We start from the raw sequence: 17250 nt of genomic DNA, 5'->3' as shown, positions 1-17250 counted from the left end.
GCCTTTGTTGTTAGCCACCAGTGATTACCTGGAACAGAATGCGACCGGGGAGCAGTGTGAACAGCCCTGCGACGACCAAGGCGCCCCATGTCATGCTCACCATGGTGCGCCTGTGGCTCACGATGTCTTTGCGTCGCGCGGCCGTTACGGCCTGAACCAAGCCAACAAGTGCAAGAGCCGATAAGATGTGAATGGGGCTGAAACGACCGATCAGCTTGACCTGGTGAATGGCAAGGCTGGACACAGCCACGGTCGTCATCAGTATGACCCAGCACCAACCCAGCCAACGATGACGCCTGTCGCCACGCTGCAGAGAGAAAATCGTTACGGTTAGAGGAAGAAGTGTCAGGGCGGCGAGGGTGTGTATCTGGATAACAGCAGAAGCCGACAGCAGTGGGGTGAGATGCATGGGATGTGTCCTGGTGAATAACTTCAAAAGCTATGCAGGCTTGACCTCAGACATGGCAAAGCGGGATACGTGAATGGCAGGAAACTCTGCGCGAATAACAGGGTAAAACCGCACATGTCACTGACGCTTCGTGAAATTTGGCAATATGCTTGGCTGCGCTGGGGAGCGGCCTGGCTGCTGTTTGTACTTTTGGCCAGTACCCTTGGGCCATTTGGTACGTTTGAGCTGCTGCCCCTTGGCCCGCGTTTGGGCTATTGGGCACTGGTGCTGGGCCTGTCCATGGGACTGGAGGCGCTGCGCCGCCTGTTGGGGGGATGGGATTGGACCTGGCAATGGCGACTGGCGTCGCATCTGCCCTATGCTACGGTTCTTGGGGTGATGATTGTCTGGATCAATTGGATCTGCTTTGGTGTTGCAGCCAGTTGGGCGGCGTTTGGGTTTCTTTTCAGTGTAATATTGATCGTTGCCCTGGGGGTTGAGGGCGTTTTGCTGCTCTTGTCGTCCGGGCCAACAGAGGTTCAAAACTCGCCTCAACCAGAACCGCCAACTGACGACTGGTTGATGGGTAAACTTGCTGTCGAGAAACGTGGGGCCCTTGTTCGGCTTGAGGCACAGGATCACTACACTCTGGTTGTGACAGAGGCCGGGCAAGATCTTTTGTTGCTCAGGTTTGGCGATGTGGTCGAGCGTTTGGGCTCCGGTGCGGGCCAACGTGTGCACCGGTCGCATTGGGTGGCAAAGGGTGCGGTGCGCCACGCCCGAAACCAGAACGGGCGAGACACTTTGCTGATGGCGGACGAAAGTGAAGTCCCGGTAAGCCGTAGTTTTCGCGCAGCGGCAAAGCAGGCAGGCTTGATCTAGGCCTTAACCCTGCTTTGCAACCGGAACCATGGTGCCCTGAAGAATTGCGATCAGCTTTTCAGAGTCTCCTGTGATGGCGTGGACCTCGGCTGTAACGACAACCAGACGGCGGCCGGGTTTGATGACGCGCCCGGTTGCACGCAGATAGTCGCCAGCCCCCGGCGCCAGCAAGTTGATCTTGATTTCGGCGGTCATCACCTCTTGGTCATCAGGCATCTTGGTCAAAGCGGCATAGCCAGCGGCAGTGTCACCGATGGCAAAACTGAGAGCTGCATGAGCAACATCATGTTGCTGGCGGCTGGAGGGCAAGATAGGGGCGGTTATGACGACCTTACCTTCACTGACCTCGTCTATTTCTGCACCGAGGGTTTGCATCATGCTTTGCCGGGCAAAGCTGTCGCGGATGCGGGTTTCGATATCGGTCATTTAGCAGCTCCTGTCTTGTTGAGGGCAGCATAAGCCGGATGATCCCATAATGGTGAATGACGTGGCGGAGATTATCGCTATCGGGGGAAAGGAATGCCGTTGGCGGGTTCCGCCAGCGTCAGCAAGAAACCGACCTTGGTTTTGCCGCTGCCGGTGGGGGCGATCAACGGGGTTGCCGGATCATCGGAGCGGTCCAGCATCGCCTGTTGATGCGGATGTAAAACCAGTTGAGTATCTGCTCGGGTAGATGCAACATGGCGCAATTTCAAACATTTAAGTCGAGATATTCAACATGGAACATGATTTTGAAAAGCAAAGATCAGAAACTATTTGGGTCTTGGAGGATTTGGGATCTAAGCAAAGCCTTCCCGCAATCGCGGATTTTGATTTCTATCTGGTGCCCGCATCAAGCATGAGTGATCCAGTTAGGGCGGTTTTAGAATTGAAGGCGGAGGGCTATGCCGCAGCATTTGATGAGGAAACCAAGGATATCTGGATTCCGATCTATGCATTGACCGTGGCAATTGACGCCATATGGGACCATGAAGAGCGCATCACTAAAATCGGATTGTCGTCAGGATATCGCCCCGATGGCTGGGGCTTTACCGATGCAAGTAAGATGAACGAGGCCTGAGAGGAATGTCCTAAGGTCTCGGGTCGCTACCTCACGATCACTTCGTCGTCTACGAACATATTGGCCCAGGCGCGGTCAATCAGATCGGGGGACATTTGGTTGGGGATGCCCTCAAATTCGCAGATGGCGATCATCTGGTCGATCAGGAACACTGGCTGATAGTTTGCATAGGTGTTTTCGATCGTTGGGTATTTGTTTTTAAGAAGATGCACCAATGTAGCCTCATCCAGCGCCATTCCCTTCTTCCGGGCGACGAGGGCGAATATTTTCAGGAAGTTTTCCTGACTTGGCCCGTCGATTTTGATCTTGAAGAAGATCCGGCGTAGGGCGGCTTGGTCGAATATTTCATTGGGATGGTAGTTGGTGGAGAAGATCACCAGCGTGTCAAAGGGCACTTCAAATTTTTCACCCGACTGGAGGGCCAGGATATCTTTGCTTTCTTCCAGCGGAACAATCCAGCGGTTGATCAGGGCCTGTGGAGGCTCGGCCTGCCGTCCCAAGTCATCAACGATGAAAATGCCGCCGGTTGCCTTTAGCTGCAGGGGGGCCTGATAGGTGCGCGCGGTTGGGTTATAGACCAGATCCAGCATCGAAAGGGTCAGTTCACCGCCCGTGACCACTGTTGGGCGTTCGCAGCAGACGTAGCGACTGTCAAAGCGGCGGGTGCGGCGCAGGGCATTAGGATCGTCCTGTACCTGTTCCACTGCGGTATGGACAATCGGGTCATAGACAGTGATCACCTGACCGGCATACTCGATGGCGCGTGGCACATAGACCTGATCGCCCAAGGCATCGCGGATACCGTTTGAGATAGAGGACTTACCATTGCCGGGTGGGCCATACATCAGGATCGAACGACCCGCGCTGACGGCGGGGCCGAGGTGGTCCAGCAGGCTATCCGGAAGAACCAGATGGCCCATGGCATTGGTCAGCTGTTTGCGATTGACCTGAATGTTGCGTATCGACTGACGTTTGACCTGTTCACGGTAGACATCCAGCGGCACCGGCATGGCGCCAAAGTACTCGGACTGGGTGAGGGCATCCAGCGCGCGGGCCTTACCGGCGTCAGTCAGCTGATAGCCCATTTCATTGCCACTGTTGGCGTTCAGGGTGCCGGTTGCTTCCAACAGCTTTTGCTCGCGGGCGATGTCTACCAGCTCTTGGGTGACCGACATTGGCAGACAAATGGCTTCCGCAATTTCGCTGACCATATCGACATTTTTGCGGAAGATGGTTTTCAGCAGGATGTCACGCATCATCACCGACGGTAGCTGCATTTGTTCCATGCCCTTTGGGGCAGGCGGGGCCGTCACGTGAGAAGTCTGCATGTTCATTGGTCAAGGCCTGTATCTGGTCACTGTCTCGCGGCACGCTCAACAAAATTGAGAGGTGTCGTTTGGGAACAGTTTATTCAGCACTGTGGCACGAGCGGGGCAGACCTGTAGCAATTCAGCGATTGTGCGATGCGCAAGCTGCGTTCAATCTCTCAGGCTTTAGACAACTGGATTGTTTCAGCTGCCGTAGAGCGCGCCAAGGATCAGATAGATTGCCAGTGTTCCGCCCAGGCACAGGCCCATGGGGAATTTGCTCTGGCCGACGTCCCAGCTTTTCCAATCCGGGGCCAAGCGGCGCAGTGGTGTGTGCTTGGCAATCCTGTGGGTGACGAAACTAGCCAGCAAATTTGCGGTAAAGATCAGCAGGATGATCCTGAGATCAGCAAAGGCCACAAGAGGCGCAGCTGCGCCTGCAAATTTTCCATCTCCGGCGCCAATCATTCCTGCACTGTAGAACAAGAACCCGAGACCAACACCAATAGGAAGATGCAGAAGCTGCCAGCCATAGTCGGTCCAGGACATCAAAAATGGTCCCACCACGATAAAAATCACCGCAGTAAGATCTACTGCCCAATTTGGTATCCGCATGCCACGTAGATCGGTGAGCATAATTGTATAACAAATGGGCAGCACAAATGGCAGGAACCACAGAGCGACATGGGCCGGAATTGCCAGCATGTATTAAGCGCTTTCCAGCGCACGCAGACTGCGCACAGCTTCTTCAAAATGCTGCGGGTGGGTGTTGATGGCTTCACGCAGCAGACCTTCGCCGGTTGAAACATCGCCCTGTTTGATCGCAGTCAGCGCCAAGGTATGCAAGAGCTGTGCCCGTTCGATCTGTCCCATCGGGATCACCGGCAGCGTGTAATTGCGTTGTGCGCCACGGGCCAGAACCAGATTGTTTTTGGCAGTGAACAGCGCCTGATCCTGACGGATGGCTTCGCCAAACAGACGTTCTGCGTCGGTATAGTCGCCGCGGGTCAGCTTGGAATAGCCCCAGTTGTTCATGACGCCTGCGGGGCGGGTGGTTAGCGAAACCGCGATTTCATAGAAACTGTCGGCCCTTTTCCATTCCTTGTTGGCATCCGCAACCATCGCCTCTAGCCGATAGCGTTTGAAGGTCTCGTGGGTTGGGGGTACATCGTCCAATGCGGCTTTGGCGGCTTTCCAATCGCCGTTGCGGATCAACGCATCAGCCAGATCTACCTTGTCGTCGTTGGTCGCGCCGTCCAGAGAATTGACCTTTTTCCAGGCTGAGACTGCCTCGGTGTTCCGCTTGGCGCGGACCAGAGAAATAGCGAGGCCTCGTTGCAGGTCGATACGGTTGGTATTGCCCTGCAATGATCTGGTGAAATAACTGACTGCCTCGTTAGGGTCAGCGGCGGTCAACATGACGTCATTCAGGTCGGTTTCATCAACCACATTGACGTCCTGAAACGCCCGCTCGACACTTGCGGGATCATCTTTGCCGCAGGCAGACAGGAATAGTCCACCAGCCAGACATGCTGATACAAGAAATACTTGGCGCATTTTTGCGTCCTTTACTGCTCTGCCTTGTTCATGGCGTCGTACGGATCAGGAAATTGCCCCCACCACGTTGCACCAATTCATAGTCTTGGTTTTGTCCAGCAGTATTAGCAGAATTTTCCAAATTTGCGAGGGCCAAGCGCAGATTCTCACGGATTGGGTCACTTTCGCCATTATCCAGGGCATAAGCGCGGCGTAGAACCTGTTCTGCTTCGGCGTATTTGCCCTGTTCCATCAGAACTACACCCAGATTGTTCATCGCTTCGGGCCAATCCGGTTCTTCCTTGACTGCGCGGCGCAACAGGGTTTCGGCCTGACCAAGGCGACCGAGCCCAAGATTTGCAGTCCCCATGCTGGAGAGAACTTCGCCAGTCATCCCATGATCCAATGCCGCGCGGATGAAGGCATCTAGGGCAAGCTCATACTGGCCAGCCGCCATCATCCTGTGACCGACTTCCAGCCCATCCTCGGCTTGCTTGCTGTGGTCCACGCCCGGCGCCCAGGGCGTAGCGGGATCCGAAGTGGTTGAACCGCAAGAGGCCACCACCGCACAGGCGGTGATGGCAATCAAGGTCTTGCGAAGCGATGCGGGCCAAGCCCCATCTTTTGAAGTCATGTATTAGTTGCTCATATTGCCCAGGTTGCCGATCGCCTTAATCGATGGGCCAACCAGAATGATCAGCAGCGGCGGCAATGTCAGGCCCATTGTGGCAAGGGTCATTTTTGTTGGCAACTTATTTGCGGCCTCTTCTGCCCGCATAACGCGTTTGTCACGCATTTCCGCTGCATAGACCCGCAGCGCGTCAGCGATCGAGGTCCCGAAGGTCGCCGATTGGATCATCACGGTAACAAAAGAGGACAGATCCTGCACCCCACAGCGGGTCGCCATATCGCGCAACACCTTATCCTTATCTTTGCCCGCTTTCATCTCATAGGCGACGACATCAAATTCGTCGGCCAGATCCGGGTAAGAGGCGTGCAGTTCTTTGGCAACGCGCACAATGGCCTGATCCAGAGACTGCCCGGCCTCGACGCAGACCAGCATCAGGTCAAGTGCGTCAGGGAAACCGGCTGTGATCTTTTCTTTGCGCTCGGCGATCCGGCGGGTGACCCAGTACTTTGGCAACATATAGCCAGCACCACCGGGACCGATGATACGGATCATCATCTGTTGCCCGTCAAATTCGATATCGGCGTTCAGAACATAAACAAAAAACAGGCCCGCAATTAGTCCGATAATGCCCAATGCAAACTGGGCAAAGTGGAAAAAGCGAACTGAATCCTTGGATTGATAGCCCGCCTGACGGAGTTTGAGCTCCATCGCGGATAGCTCTTCGGCGTCTTGCGGTTCCAGAAAGTTCGCAAATTTCTGCAATTGCTCGTTGCGGTTGCCCTGACGGAGCCGTTCTTTCTTGGGTTTTGTGCCAGCGTCCGGATTGTTGCGCTTTTTCAGTTTTTTCAGCGGATCTTCGCGCTGGTTCAACAACAGTGGGATAGTCAGCAGGATCATGAACAGACCCAGCAGTCCCACCACTAGAAGAGGTCCAAAGTCACCCAGCTGATTGGTAATCAGCGCGTTGATACTTGTGAGAAATTCCACAGTGTTTGCCCCTTATACCTTAATATTGGTCAGCGCGCGCATGACAAACAGATTGACGGTCAACAACACGCCCACGATGAAACAGCAGGGAATAAAATAGGGGTGATCCAACACTGTGTCGTAGTAGTTCGGGTCCTTGGCCAGAATGCCCCCCAGCGCCAGCAGAGGAAAAGCGGATAGGAATTTGCCCGACCATTGTGCTTCAGCTGTGATCGCTTTGACGCGGCGAAACAGGCGGAATCGGGCGCGGATGACCTTGGCCAAACCAGCCAGAACCTCGGCCAGGTTACCCCCGGATTGCTGCTGAATGGTCACGGCTACCGCAAGGAAACGCATATCCTGCATATCCAGCCGTTCAGCCATTTCTTTCAGGGCCTCGCCAACGTCGCGGCCATAGGCGCTCTCGTCTGCGATCATGCCAAATTCGGTGGCGAGCGGATCGTCGACTTCTTTTGCGACAATCTGGATAGCAGAGGAAAATGGGTGGCCCACCCGCAGGCTTCGCACAATCAGTTCAACCGCATCGGGGAGTTGTTCCTCGATCATGCCCATACGTGTCTTTGCTTTCTTGTTGACCCACATGAACACGGCCCCAACACCAATGATAACCGAGGCCATGATACGTATTGGCAATTCAGTTTCGGTGCCTATGCTGAGCCCGACAAAAGCCAAAGCTGCCAGCCCGCCCATGATCATGATCAACTGTCGCGGAGTGAAGGCAATTGCGGCCTTTTGAGCCTTTTCCGCCAGCAAGGAATACAGCGGGATCGACTGGGACTGCATGTGTTGCTGCATTTCCTTACGCAGCTGATCCAGCACCTGTTCGCGATTTCCGCTTTTGTCCAGCATCTCCAGACGGCGATTAACCCGGCTGTTCAGGCTGATGGATTTACCAAAGGCCACCAGATACAGGCCTTCGACCAGCACCAGAACACCAATGAAAATAAGGCCGTAGATGATTGGTTCTGCGCTCAGTTGCATCAGTGTGACTCCATCTTAGTGGGTTCATAGACCGAAGCGGGCAGGTCATACCCCCACATACGGAACCGTTCGGAGAAGTGACTGCGCACCCCTGTGGCTGTGAAGTGACCGATGATTTTGTTCTCAGGGGTCAAGCCGACCCGCTGGTACCGGAAAATTTCCTGCATCGAGATCACGTCGCCCTCCATGCCAGTGATTTCGGTGATTGATGTCATGCGGCGCGAACCATCCTGCAGACGCGAGGCCTGTACGATCAAGTTCACCGCAGACGAGATCTGACTGCGAACCGCCTTGAGCGGCATTTCGATGCCAGCCATGGCGATCATGTTTTCCAGACGGCTGACCCCATCACGGGCCGAGTTGGCGTGGATGGTGGTCATTGACCCGTCGTGGCCAGTGTTCATCGCCTGCAACATGTCGATAACTTCTTCGCCGCGCGTTTCGCCGACAATGATACGGTCGGGGCGCATACGCAGGGCGTTCTTCAGACAATCGCGCGGGGAAACCTCACCTTTGCCTTCGACGTTGGGCGGGCGGCTTTCCATCCGGCCGACGTGGGTCTGCTGCAACTGAAGTTCTGCGGTGTCTTCGATCGTCAGGATGCGTTCGGCATTGTCGATGAAACTGGACAGGGCGTTCAGTGTGGTCGTTTTACCGGAACCAGTACCGCCCGACACGATAATATTCAGTCGAGTGGCAACAGCGGCTTGTAGGTAGGCTGCCATTTCCTCGTTGAAGGCGCCGAAATTCACCAGATCATCAATACCCAGCTTGTCCTTTTTAAACTTCCGGATCGATACCAAAGATCCATCCACCGCAATGGGCGGCACCATTGCGTTGAAGCGCGAGCCATCTGCGAGACGCGCATCCACATAGGGGTTGGATTCATCAACACGACGTCCAACTGCCGAAACAATTTTGTCGATGATCCTGAGAAGGTGCTTTTCATCTTTGAAGGTCACATCGCTCAACATGAGCTTGCCTTCGCGTTCGACAAAAACCTGTTGCGGACCATTGACCAGAATATCGTTGACGGTTTCGTCCTGTAGCAGCGTTTCCAAAGGACCGAGGCCGGTGACCTCGTCGTACAGTTCTTTGGTCAGGGTCTGGCGGTCATCGCGGTTGAGAACGATACCTTTCTCTTCCAAAATTTCGGTGGTGATCGTGGTGATTTCCGCGCGCAGTTCTGCCTCGTTGGCGGTTTCCAGGGCGGCAAGGTTCAGCTGTTCCAACAGTTCTTTGTGAAGTTGGATCTTGATGTCGCTCAATCGTTCCTTGCGCTTGCGCTCTTTGTCCTGAGGAGCGGCTTCGGCTGACGTTTTTGGCATGGGCCGACGCAGCGACGCGCTTTGGTTGGCGGCGGGTTTGGGGGCAATGGGGGCGTCTGGTGTGACGGCCTTCAGCTTGGATGCTTTGGCAGGAGACCCAGCTGCGGCTTGCTTTTTGTACTTGGAAAACATCTTATACCCCCCCCAAGGGATGACTTTATGTTAGGCAGCGACGTCTTGCTGTCCGAGTTCGTGGAGCGACAGCGCCAGCTTGGCGATTTCTTTGCGTAGCGGGTTTTTGGCCGCTGAAACCGCAAGCGGTAGGCCGTGGTCACAACTTTGGACAACGGGTTTGCCACCGTCTGGCAACTGCAAATCGATTGAGATGCCCAGGGATTCAGCCATCCGCTTTACCCGGCTTTTTCCGCTTAGATCGGTGAACTTGGGTGCACGGTTCAATGTGAAACGCAGCTTTTCGAAAGGCAGGTCTTCGGATTGCAACGCCCGCTTCATGCGCAGGGCGTTTTGGGCCGACCGCATATCGAGTTCGATAAGGGAGAAATAGACATGTGCCCTATTGAGCACGCATTCTGACCATTGCACGAGGGTGCGCGGCAGATCGATGACTACAAAATCAAAGTGGCTGCGCGCCATGGCGATCAACCGCTCGATGTCGTCGGAGGAAAAGAACTCAAGCGGCACCATTTCCGACGGAGCGGTTAGGACTTGCAACTTGTCCTGAAAGGAAAGCAGTGCCTGACCGAACATCTCGGCGTCCATTTCATCAATTTGTCCCAACATCTCCATGACGATCTCGCGGCGAGGAAGGTCGAGATAGGTTGCAACAGAGCCGTGCTGCATGTCGAGATCCAGTAAACAAACGCTGGGTTGCTCGTGATCGCTCAACAGCGCCAGTTCCCAAGCCAAGTTGACCGCAAGAGTGGTAGACCCTGACCCGCCGGCCAGCCCCTGACACACAATGACTGCGCCTTCTCGGGCACTGCCTGACTGCAACTGGTGCGGGTTGGCGATGGCCTCTTCCGGTTCGGGTTCCGGAGTGGTCACCCGTTCTATCGCCGCTTGAAGTTCTTGTTCGGGAAGCGGGTAGGGGACAAATTCATCGGCACCCTGGCGCAAGAGCTGATGCAGGGACGCAGGGGTGACATCTTCCGCAATCAGGATCACCTTGATGTCACGGGTCTTTGCCTGAGTGATGATTTCACCCATCAGAACCAAGTTGTCCTCGTCATTCCCATCTATGGCCAGCGCTATGAAACTCAGAGATTCGGCTTCGGGTTGGTTGAAAAAGGCCAGAGCTTCGGCAAAGCCTAGATCGCCCCAGTTTTCACCCATCGCGGATTCCATATCTTCGATCAACAGATCAAAGTTCTGCACATCGCGGCTGACGGTGCAGGCAACAATTGCGTTGGTATCTGTGTGCGGCGTTTCGCTGCTCATTGCCATTATCCTCATTACGGGCGACGACAGGTTTAACCTGTTCGTCCCTGCGTGCGACTCGGTCGGCGCACGTCACCTCTTGTAAGTAATGTCGGGGGCAATTCTGGCGATATTGGGGCCAAAAAGCCCCAATAGTTGGGAAAGTCTAAACAACAGCCGATTGTCGGCCTATTCGACCTATTGAGACGAAGCGGGGAGTGACTGTTCTGTGGTCATGGTTGTGGCTGGAACTGCGCTGGCGATATACTCGCGATAGACCACCTGTGCGTATTTTCCATCCAACAGTGACGGGTGCCTCTTGAGGAACCCTGAAACTTCGGTCAGTGTCCGCCGGTTTTGGCGTTCGCGGCCCTGAGTTGCAATAAGGGGTTGTGTTTCCCCATAAGAAACAACGGCTTCCAGGCGAGAACGACTGATGCCGCGGGTCGACAAATATGAGACGGCAGCGCGCGCGCGGCGCAGACCAAGTGACTTATTGTAATGTGCCGATCCAACAGCATCGGTGTGACCAAAGACCCGGAAACGGACTTCAGGGAACTGTTTAATCCAAGCGGCCTGCTGGTCCAGGACTGCGCGGGCATTGGCGTCGAGACGGGCGCTGTCAAATTCAAAGTTGATGGTCGACGGAACTTCTTCTGCAAACCGTTTGGCGAGCTGGATTGCATAGTTTTGCTCACCACTCATCACCTGAGAATTGTTCAACGTGGCATTGCCGAAGGTGCCTCGGTCCAGTTCATGCCCCGCTTCAATGCTGCAGGCTGCGACGGTCAGGCTGAGCCCCAAAAACGCTGCATGTTTGATCATCTGCGCCATCCTTATTAGTCCATCACATAGCCGTAGGAGCCACTGAAGTCTTGTCTGGCAACTTCTGCGGCGGGGCCTTTCTGGGTTCTCGCGACCCGACCAAACAGAAACAGATCATTTTCACTGGGCGGTTTGACACGGTCTGTTGGCAGGCTCAATGCCTCACCTCGGGTTGGGCTGACCAGATGGGCGCTGATGATGATCACCAGCTCCGTTTGGCTGCGCTGATAATCCGCACTACGGAACAGGGCACCCAAGATAGGGACATCACCCAACCAAGGCAGTTGAGCGTTGTTGTCGAGGAAATCATCCTGGATCAGGCCGGCAATAGCAAAGCTTTCACCGTCTCGCATTTCAACCGTGGTTGACGCTTCTCGACGTGAAAAGGCGGCCACTTCAGCGCCATTCAAAGTGATAGAATTGGTCGGGTCGATTGCAGAGACTGCTGTATTGAGCTCTAGATTGATCAAGTCGCCATCGATAACCCGAGGAATGAAACTCATTTCGATGCCAAAGGGTTTAAACTCGACCGTAACGATGCCGTCGTCTTGCGGAACAGGAACGGGGTATTCACCACCGGCTAAGAATTTCGCCTCCTGACCAGATAGGGCTGACAGATTTGGTTCGGCAAGTGTACGAACCATTCCTTTTTGTTCCAGCGCTTCGATCAGCAGACCAACCTGAGTTGATCCGATGTCAAATCCAAAAAACACGGCGCCTAGAGAGCCAGATTTTGGCGTTATGGTTGAATTGGCCAGACCATTGTCACCCAGCAGCCATGTCCCTGTTTCAGCGGCAAGATTAGAGCCGCCCAGTGCAACAGAAGAGCTAAGTGATTTCGACACCGAGCGCTGCATTTCGGCGAACCGTACTTTGAGCATGACCTGCTGTACGCCACCGACTGACATCAGGTTTGATACCCGTTCAGGCGCGTAGCGCTCAGCCAGATCCATGGCGCGTTGCAATCGGGCTGCGCTGGATACGGTGCCGGACAGGACGATGCCGTCATTTGCTGTGCGGACTTCAATTTTTTCGTTGGGCAGGATCTGCCGCAGCCGTTGCTTGAACTCGCTCACGTCAGCGGCGACGCGTACGTCGACATTGGTGATCAGCCTGCCGGTCGCATCCAGCAGCGTCAGCGTTGTCAGCCCAGGTGATTTACCCAGTACGTATATGGTGCGGTCAGACAGTGATGAAATATCTGCGATGCCGGGGTTGGCGATACTGAGTTCAGAGAACGGAACATCGCTTTCGACCACCACAGCCCGGTTCATTGGAACACTCAGCTGTTTCTCAGTTCCCTTTTTGACAACGCGCAATCCTTCGGCCCAAGCGGGGTCCGCCACAGGAGTGCACGTTAAAGCAAAGCCGGTTAGGGCTGCTGCTATCATAGTTCTAAATGCCATGTGACCTGCCTCTCGGATCACGCCTCGTTGTCGGGTCTGTTGCCCGTCTTTTGCGCTACCTTGGGATAGTTTACGACTTTTTGCAAGATTCAATGGGTCTGGTGCCTCTGATGCTGTGTGGCCCGGGCAACAGAAAGGCCAGAGAGCCGCCCGAATTGGGCGGCTTTCCAGAGGACGTTCTTGTGATCTGAAGGGGTGCAGCTTGGCGGACCCATGACCTTAGTTGGTACAGGGGATCGGGATTTCTACCACTTCGGCACCGCGACGCGTACGGATCGTGCATATTTTTTCGGCTTCTCGTTCTGGTGCGGAAACACGCTCTCCTAGTCCAAGCAGGGAACGCTGGTCTACCTCGACAAAAGAGGCAACAGTATCATCACCAGCGCCAACCAATGACAGCGACAATCGCCCGGTGGTTTGTGCCTGAGCCAGTGCGGCAACCTGTTTGGGCAACGCTGTAACCGTGACGGTGCGCGCAATGATAGCGCCATTGATGTCGCCACCTGCACTCTGGTCGATCGCGATCAGTTCGATGTTTGCTTGTATTAACCGGGTGATTTCGCCACGGCGACCGTCGTCCGCATCACGTAGGCTGCCAGTCCAGTAGATATCTACATTGTCGCCGGGGCGTAGGAAGCCCGAAACGCCAGAGGCCACATCAACCTTGATGGCAAAAGCCCGCATCCCTCGTTGCAGCCGAGACGTGATACCAGCGTCTTCGCCGGGCTTGGTGACTTTTCCGGGCAGAATAGCTTCGTTTTTCTCGACAGTACGCAGGACAACGCGCTGCTCACCGTTAAACTCTGGCGGGAAGAGTTCTTCCAGGGTGGAAAATGCCCCTTCTGGGAGGCTTTCTAACGGCCAGCGGACTAAACGCACAGCGTCTTCGGTCAGCCGCTCACCGTACTTCAGGGTTTGGTTGGCCACATAGACGTTTGCCGTAGGGATCGTTTCAACCTGGTTTGCATTGGCCTGAGCCAGCGCGTTTTGATAGGTGGAAATGTAGTTTTTGGCCATCATTACAGCACCGCCTGCCAAGGCGATCCCGACAATCAATACCAATCCGAAAACTGCACGCATTGTGTTACCTCGCTTTGGCTACGCGCTACGTAAATGGCGCAACCAGGTTTCTGATCTGTGAAATCCTGTGCAAAAAATGGAATCATGCCAAAGCCCGGTAGTCGCATCCCTGCGGTTGCACCTTTGGGTGCAAGCCGGTTAGCTGAATGTCCAGTTTGACATGTAAGACGCTACCATATCTGCGAGTCCGAGTGCGCCATCTTGCATGGCTCCTGCGATGATTACGCATAGACCAACGATCGCAGCGGTCAGGACCACCCAATCTACTGTTACTGCACCTTCATCACTGACAATAAATGATTTTAGTTTCTTCATTACGAACCTCGTTAGGAGAGGGTTCCTAGGCAAGAGGCCGCGCCTTTTAAATGAAAGACGCGGCCCCGAGTTCAAATCGCTATAGTGCGACCGGCTTAAGGTGTGCCAGCGCCAGCAGCTGCGATTGTTGCAGAGTCTTGGCCGCCCATGTAGGTTGCGGTGCTTGCAGTCAGATCGGCAGCGCCATCGGCGATGGAGGTGTAAACAACACCAGCCAGAGCAGCAACAGCAGCGGTCAGAACAACCCAGTCAACAGTCACGGCGCCAGCTTCGTCTTTGCGGAAGTTTTTGAAGAATTTGATCATAGTTTGTCCCTCCAAAGGATCTAAAAGTGTTTCGACCTTGCCGTCCAGTTTGAGCCTGCTCTCTCCTGCGAAGCTCATGTCCGACCTGGTATGAACATATATAGCCTTTGGAGCGTGGCAGGATTTGGGCCAAAATCCGGAAATTGGCGCCTTAGTTTAACTTTTTGGAAAGAACTAGGTTAGGGGGTTGAAAGTAAACAGAAATACATTTTGTATTTTTGTAAATACCCGTGGCCAAAGAGCGGCAGAGAGCGGAAATGTGGCGAAATCGTCAAATTTCAGACCCCTTTGCGGGTGTTTCTGCCCCATATGTTGGGAAATCGTTAAGTAAAAATCAGGGCAGACCTATGTTTCTCCGTGTTGTGACACTGGCAGTGTTAACTTCTGTTGTTCCATTGTGGGTACAGGGGGACACACCAGCGCCTTTTCCCAGCTTTGAGTCAAAGAGGGTGCGCCCTCCACAGGCTGGCACGCGTCAGCGGATTACTATTCAGATTGACCCGGAGCAGACCCCATCAACGGTAGCAACAGATGATGCGTCAAATCCAACTGACGGAACGCTGGATCCATCAGTTGGCCGGTATGGATGGTTCTGGGAGCAAATCTCGCCCGAGTTGACGGCGACGGGGCCTGGCCGGTTGGACAGTGCGCTGATGGTGCTGGCAGGCGGCGAGGGCGTGTCGGCACCGCGATTGCAATTGATGCAGGACATCGCCGCGGCTCAGGGGATCCCGATCCTGACTGCCAGCATTGGCACGGAGGTATCACCAGCGTTGATCCTGGCGGTCATTGCTGTGGAATCCGCAGGGCAAACTGATGCGGTCAGTTCGGCCGGCGCACAGGGGTTGATGCAATTGATGCCCGACACGGCTGCGCGGTTTGGAGTGGACGACGCATTGGTGGCGCAGCAGAATATTCAGGGTGGCATCAAGTATCTGGATTGGTTGATGGAGAAGTTTAGCGGCGACCCGGTTTTGGTCCTGGCGGGATACAACGCCGGCGAAGGGTCCATTCGAGATCATCAGGGGGTGCCACCGTATCCGGAAACCCGTGATTATGTGCCCAAGGTCCTGGCTGCGTTTCAGGTGGCAAAGGGGCTGTGCCTGACACCGCCCGAACTGATTTCCGATGGCTGCGTATTTCGGACGATGCAATAAAGCAGGGCCAAGCCGCGATGACTAGAGACCTGGTGATCCGACATTTGACGGCCGGATCACCGCGACAGTTGTTAGCCGTGGGACAATACGATTTTCTGGGTCAGGCCGGGCCGTTCCATCAGGCGGTGTGCTTTAGCAATATCTTCCAAGGGGAATGTTGTCTCGATTCGCGGGGCCACCACGCCCTCAGCCAGCCATGCGGCGATCTGTTGTAGATCAGGCTGATTTATCTGATGTTCCAAGACCACGGGGGTAATGCCGCGGTCAGGGCTAAACTGTCCGCCAGGTTTCCACCATTCCGGAACCGTTGTGACATAGGTTCCCCCATCCTTGACCCGGTTAAATGCCCGGATGGCATGGTCGCGGCCGCGTACATCCAGCGCGCCGTCTACGGTGTGGTCGGGTGACGACACGACGGTCAATTGCAAGGCTTTTGCCATCGCAGCAGCAATCTGCCCAACGGCGCCTTCGGTGTTGTTGATCAGGACCGACGCCCCCTTAGGCAAATTCAGCGCCTTGAGCGCGGTCAGAGCGGTTGTCGCGGCCAATGGTGTTGCTGCGGCGATGTCAAAAGGCACGTTGTCGGCGATGTGAGTGACATGGTCGGCAGGAAAGGCGGCGAATTCGGCGTGGGTTCCGACACCTGAAGCTGGCTGCTGGGTGATGGCCATGACCCGGTCGCCGGGCTGAAAGCGGGTGACCTCTGCACCGACTTCTTCGATCACACCTGCTGCGTCCCAACCCAGAACCATCGGGAACTGGGCGGCATCTGGGGGGACAATCGCACCCGAACGTACGCCCAGATCTACCGGATTGACGCTAGAGGCAAGAATGCGAACCAGCACTTGCCCTGCCTCGATGGCAGGGCGGGCAATATCCTTCAGCTGGAAGGTATCGGCATCACCAAAAGTTTCGATCACTGCGGCTTTCATAGTCTGTTCCTTGCTTGGTTTTGGGTAGTCCCGGAGGAAGGGGTTTATTAGTGATCACTACAAAACAAACTTGAATTGCAGCGTCAACGCTTTTTCTTTAGTGATCGATAAAAAAGGAGAGCCGATGGGACGCCCTAAATCCTTTGATGTTGATGATGTGCTGGAAAAAGCCCTGCGGCTGTTCTGGGAGCGGGGCTATGAAGCCACGTCGATCTCGGACCTTGAACGGGTGATGGGGCTGCGTCCGCCCAGCATCTATGCTGCCTTTGGCAACAAGGAGACCTTGTTCAAGACCTGCGCTGATCGGTATGTGGAGCGCTATAGCGGCTATGTTGTGGAGGCGTTGACCAAAGAGCCAACTGCGGCAGAGGCCGTGATGCGACTGCTTTCAGACACGGTTGATGCCTATGTCCACGACACCCAACCGCGCGGGTGTTTGGTTGTGAGTGGCGCCATTCACTGCCCGGATATGGATGAGGGGCCAAGACTGGTGCTGGAGCAATACCGCAAAGCCACTGAGGCTGCCATTACAACGCGAATTGTGCGCGGTCAGGAAGAGGGAGATGTCCCAAAGGATGTTTCTGCGCCAATGGCTGCCAAACTGGTGGCGACGGTGATGCAAGGGTTTTCAACACAGGCACGCGATGGCGCAGGTAACGAGGATCTGCACCGTGTAGCCAAACTTGCCGTTGAGGCATTAGGTCTGTCGGTAGCGTGATCGGTTTGGCGTGCTGGAATGAAAAAAGGCCCGCT

Annotated in this window: 21 protein-coding genes; 4 read left to right on the top strand and 17 right to left on the bottom strand. The window is 55.0% G+C overall.

Going from position 1 to position 17250, the window contains the following annotated elements:
* Positions 1 to 10: 10 nt before the first annotated feature.
* Positions 11 to 409, bottom strand: a complete 399-nt coding sequence (locus FEE96_RS18300; RefSeq protein WP_138164573.1) for a DUF2306 domain-containing protein — start codon at positions 407 to 409, stop codon at positions 11 to 13.
* 114 nt (positions 410 to 523) lie between these two features.
* Here FEE96_RS18300 and FEE96_RS18295 point away from each other — a divergent pair, with 114 nt between their 5' ends.
* Complete coding sequence (locus FEE96_RS18295) at positions 524 to 1270, top strand: LytTR family DNA-binding domain-containing protein (protein WP_138164572.1); 747 nt, start codon at positions 524 to 526, stop codon at positions 1268 to 1270.
* A gap of 3 nt (positions 1271 to 1273) precedes the next feature.
* On the opposite strand, the gene FEE96_RS18290 is transcribed toward FEE96_RS18295, so the two are convergent.
* Positions 1274 to 1696 (bottom strand): PaaI family thioesterase, encoded by a 423-nt coding sequence (locus tag FEE96_RS18290; RefSeq protein WP_138164571.1) that lies wholly within the window; start codon positions 1694 to 1696, stop codon positions 1274 to 1276.
* A gap of 77 nt (positions 1697 to 1773) precedes the next feature.
* Positions 1774 to 1965, bottom strand: coding sequence for a hypothetical protein (locus tag FEE96_RS18285; protein WP_138164570.1), 192 nt, complete (start codon positions 1963 to 1965; stop codon positions 1774 to 1776).
* A gap of 23 nt (positions 1966 to 1988) precedes the next feature.
* Here FEE96_RS18285 and FEE96_RS18280 point away from each other — a divergent pair, with 23 nt between their 5' ends.
* Positions 1989 to 2330 (top strand): hypothetical protein, encoded by a 342-nt coding sequence (locus FEE96_RS18280; protein WP_138164569.1) that lies wholly within the window; start codon positions 1989 to 1991, stop codon positions 2328 to 2330.
* A gap of 26 nt (positions 2331 to 2356) precedes the next feature.
* Here FEE96_RS18280 and FEE96_RS18275 read toward each other — a convergent pair whose 3' ends face one another.
* The 13 genes from FEE96_RS18275 to FEE96_RS18220 all read right to left on the bottom strand — a co-directional run bounded on the left by FEE96_RS18275 (position 2357) and on the right by FEE96_RS18220 (position 14408).
* Entirely contained in the window at positions 2357 to 3664 is a 1308-nt protein-coding gene (locus FEE96_RS18275) for a P-loop NTPase family protein (protein ID WP_138164568.1), read from the bottom strand.
* Between the two features lie 177 nt (positions 3665 to 3841).
* Positions 3842 to 4339, bottom strand: coding sequence for a prepilin peptidase (locus tag FEE96_RS18270; protein ID WP_138164708.1), 498 nt, complete (start codon positions 4337 to 4339; stop codon positions 3842 to 3844).
* Positions 4340 to 4345: 6 nt separating this feature from the next.
* Positions 4346 to 5194 (bottom strand): tetratricopeptide repeat protein, encoded by an 849-nt coding sequence (locus FEE96_RS18265; RefSeq protein WP_138164567.1) that lies wholly within the window; start codon positions 5192 to 5194, stop codon positions 4346 to 4348.
* 28 nt (positions 5195 to 5222) lie between these two features.
* Entirely contained in the window at positions 5223 to 5807 is a 585-nt protein-coding gene (locus tag FEE96_RS18260) for a tetratricopeptide repeat protein (RefSeq protein WP_138164566.1), read from the bottom strand.
* A gap of 3 nt (positions 5808 to 5810) precedes the next feature.
* Complete coding sequence (locus tag FEE96_RS18255; RefSeq protein WP_138164565.1) at positions 5811 to 6791, bottom strand: type II secretion system F family protein; 981 nt, start codon at positions 6789 to 6791, stop codon at positions 5811 to 5813.
* A gap of 12 nt (positions 6792 to 6803) precedes the next feature.
* Positions 6804 to 7772: a type II secretion system F family protein gene (locus FEE96_RS18250; RefSeq protein ID WP_138164564.1), complete on the bottom strand. Its 969-nt coding sequence runs from the start codon at positions 7770 to 7772 to the stop codon at positions 6804 to 6806.
* Positions 7772 to 9232: a TadA family conjugal transfer-associated ATPase gene (locus FEE96_RS18245; protein ID WP_138164563.1), complete on the bottom strand. Its 1461-nt coding sequence runs from the start codon at positions 9230 to 9232 to the stop codon at positions 7772 to 7774. The genes FEE96_RS18250 and FEE96_RS18245 overlap by 1 nt, the downstream gene beginning before the upstream one ends.
* Before the next feature lie 30 nt (positions 9233 to 9262).
* Positions 9263 to 10498: a CpaE/TadZ family protein gene (locus FEE96_RS18240; RefSeq protein WP_138164562.1), complete on the bottom strand. Its 1236-nt coding sequence runs from the start codon at positions 10496 to 10498 to the stop codon at positions 9263 to 9265.
* A 177-nt stretch (positions 10499 to 10675) separates the two neighbouring features.
* Positions 10676 to 11302 (bottom strand): OmpA family protein, encoded by a 627-nt coding sequence (locus tag FEE96_RS18235; RefSeq protein ID WP_138164561.1) that lies wholly within the window; start codon positions 11300 to 11302, stop codon positions 10676 to 10678.
* A 14-nt stretch (positions 11303 to 11316) separates the two neighbouring features.
* Complete coding sequence (locus FEE96_RS18230) at positions 11317 to 12708, bottom strand: type II and III secretion system protein family protein (RefSeq protein WP_138164560.1); 1392 nt, start codon at positions 12706 to 12708, stop codon at positions 11317 to 11319.
* Between the two features lie 219 nt (positions 12709 to 12927).
* The gene (gene cpaB / locus FEE96_RS18225; RefSeq protein ID WP_138164559.1) at positions 12928 to 13788 is read right to left on the bottom strand and encodes a Flp pilus assembly protein CpaB; all 861 of its coding nucleotides are present in this window, start codon (positions 13786 to 13788) and stop codon (positions 12928 to 12930) included.
* A gap of 138 nt (positions 13789 to 13926) precedes the next feature.
* Positions 13927 to 14103, bottom strand: a complete 177-nt coding sequence (locus FEE96_RS23565) for a hypothetical protein (RefSeq protein WP_167741307.1) — start codon at positions 14101 to 14103, stop codon at positions 13927 to 13929.
* A 95-nt stretch (positions 14104 to 14198) separates the two neighbouring features.
* Positions 14199 to 14408 (bottom strand): hypothetical protein, encoded by a 210-nt coding sequence (locus tag FEE96_RS18220; RefSeq protein WP_138164558.1) that lies wholly within the window; start codon positions 14406 to 14408, stop codon positions 14199 to 14201.
* Between the two features lie 347 nt (positions 14409 to 14755).
* On the opposite strand from FEE96_RS18220, the gene FEE96_RS18215 reads away from it, so the two are divergent.
* Positions 14756 to 15565 (top strand): lytic transglycosylase domain-containing protein, encoded by an 810-nt coding sequence (locus tag FEE96_RS18215; protein WP_138164557.1) that lies wholly within the window; start codon positions 14756 to 14758, stop codon positions 15563 to 15565.
* Between the two features lie 71 nt (positions 15566 to 15636).
* Here FEE96_RS18215 and FEE96_RS18210 read toward each other — a convergent pair whose 3' ends face one another.
* A complete protein-coding gene (locus tag FEE96_RS18210) occupies positions 15637 to 16497 on the bottom strand; it encodes a quinone oxidoreductase family protein (RefSeq protein ID WP_138164556.1) in 861 nt (286 codons plus the stop codon).
* Positions 16498 to 16621: 124 nt separating this feature from the next.
* On the opposite strand from FEE96_RS18210, the gene FEE96_RS18205 reads away from it, so the two are divergent.
* Positions 16622 to 17215: a TetR/AcrR family transcriptional regulator gene (locus FEE96_RS18205; protein WP_138164555.1), complete on the top strand. Its 594-nt coding sequence runs from the start codon at positions 16622 to 16624 to the stop codon at positions 17213 to 17215.
* Positions 17216 to 17250: the final 35 nt, after the last annotated feature.

The organism is Parasedimentitalea maritima (assembly GCF_005771405.1).
Taxonomy (GTDB): domain Bacteria; phylum Pseudomonadota; class Alphaproteobacteria; order Rhodobacterales; family Rhodobacteraceae; genus Parasedimentitalea; species Parasedimentitalea maritima.
The sequence above is the reverse complement of the archived record's forward strand: the minus strand, read 5'-3'. Positions and strand labels throughout refer to the sequence as shown.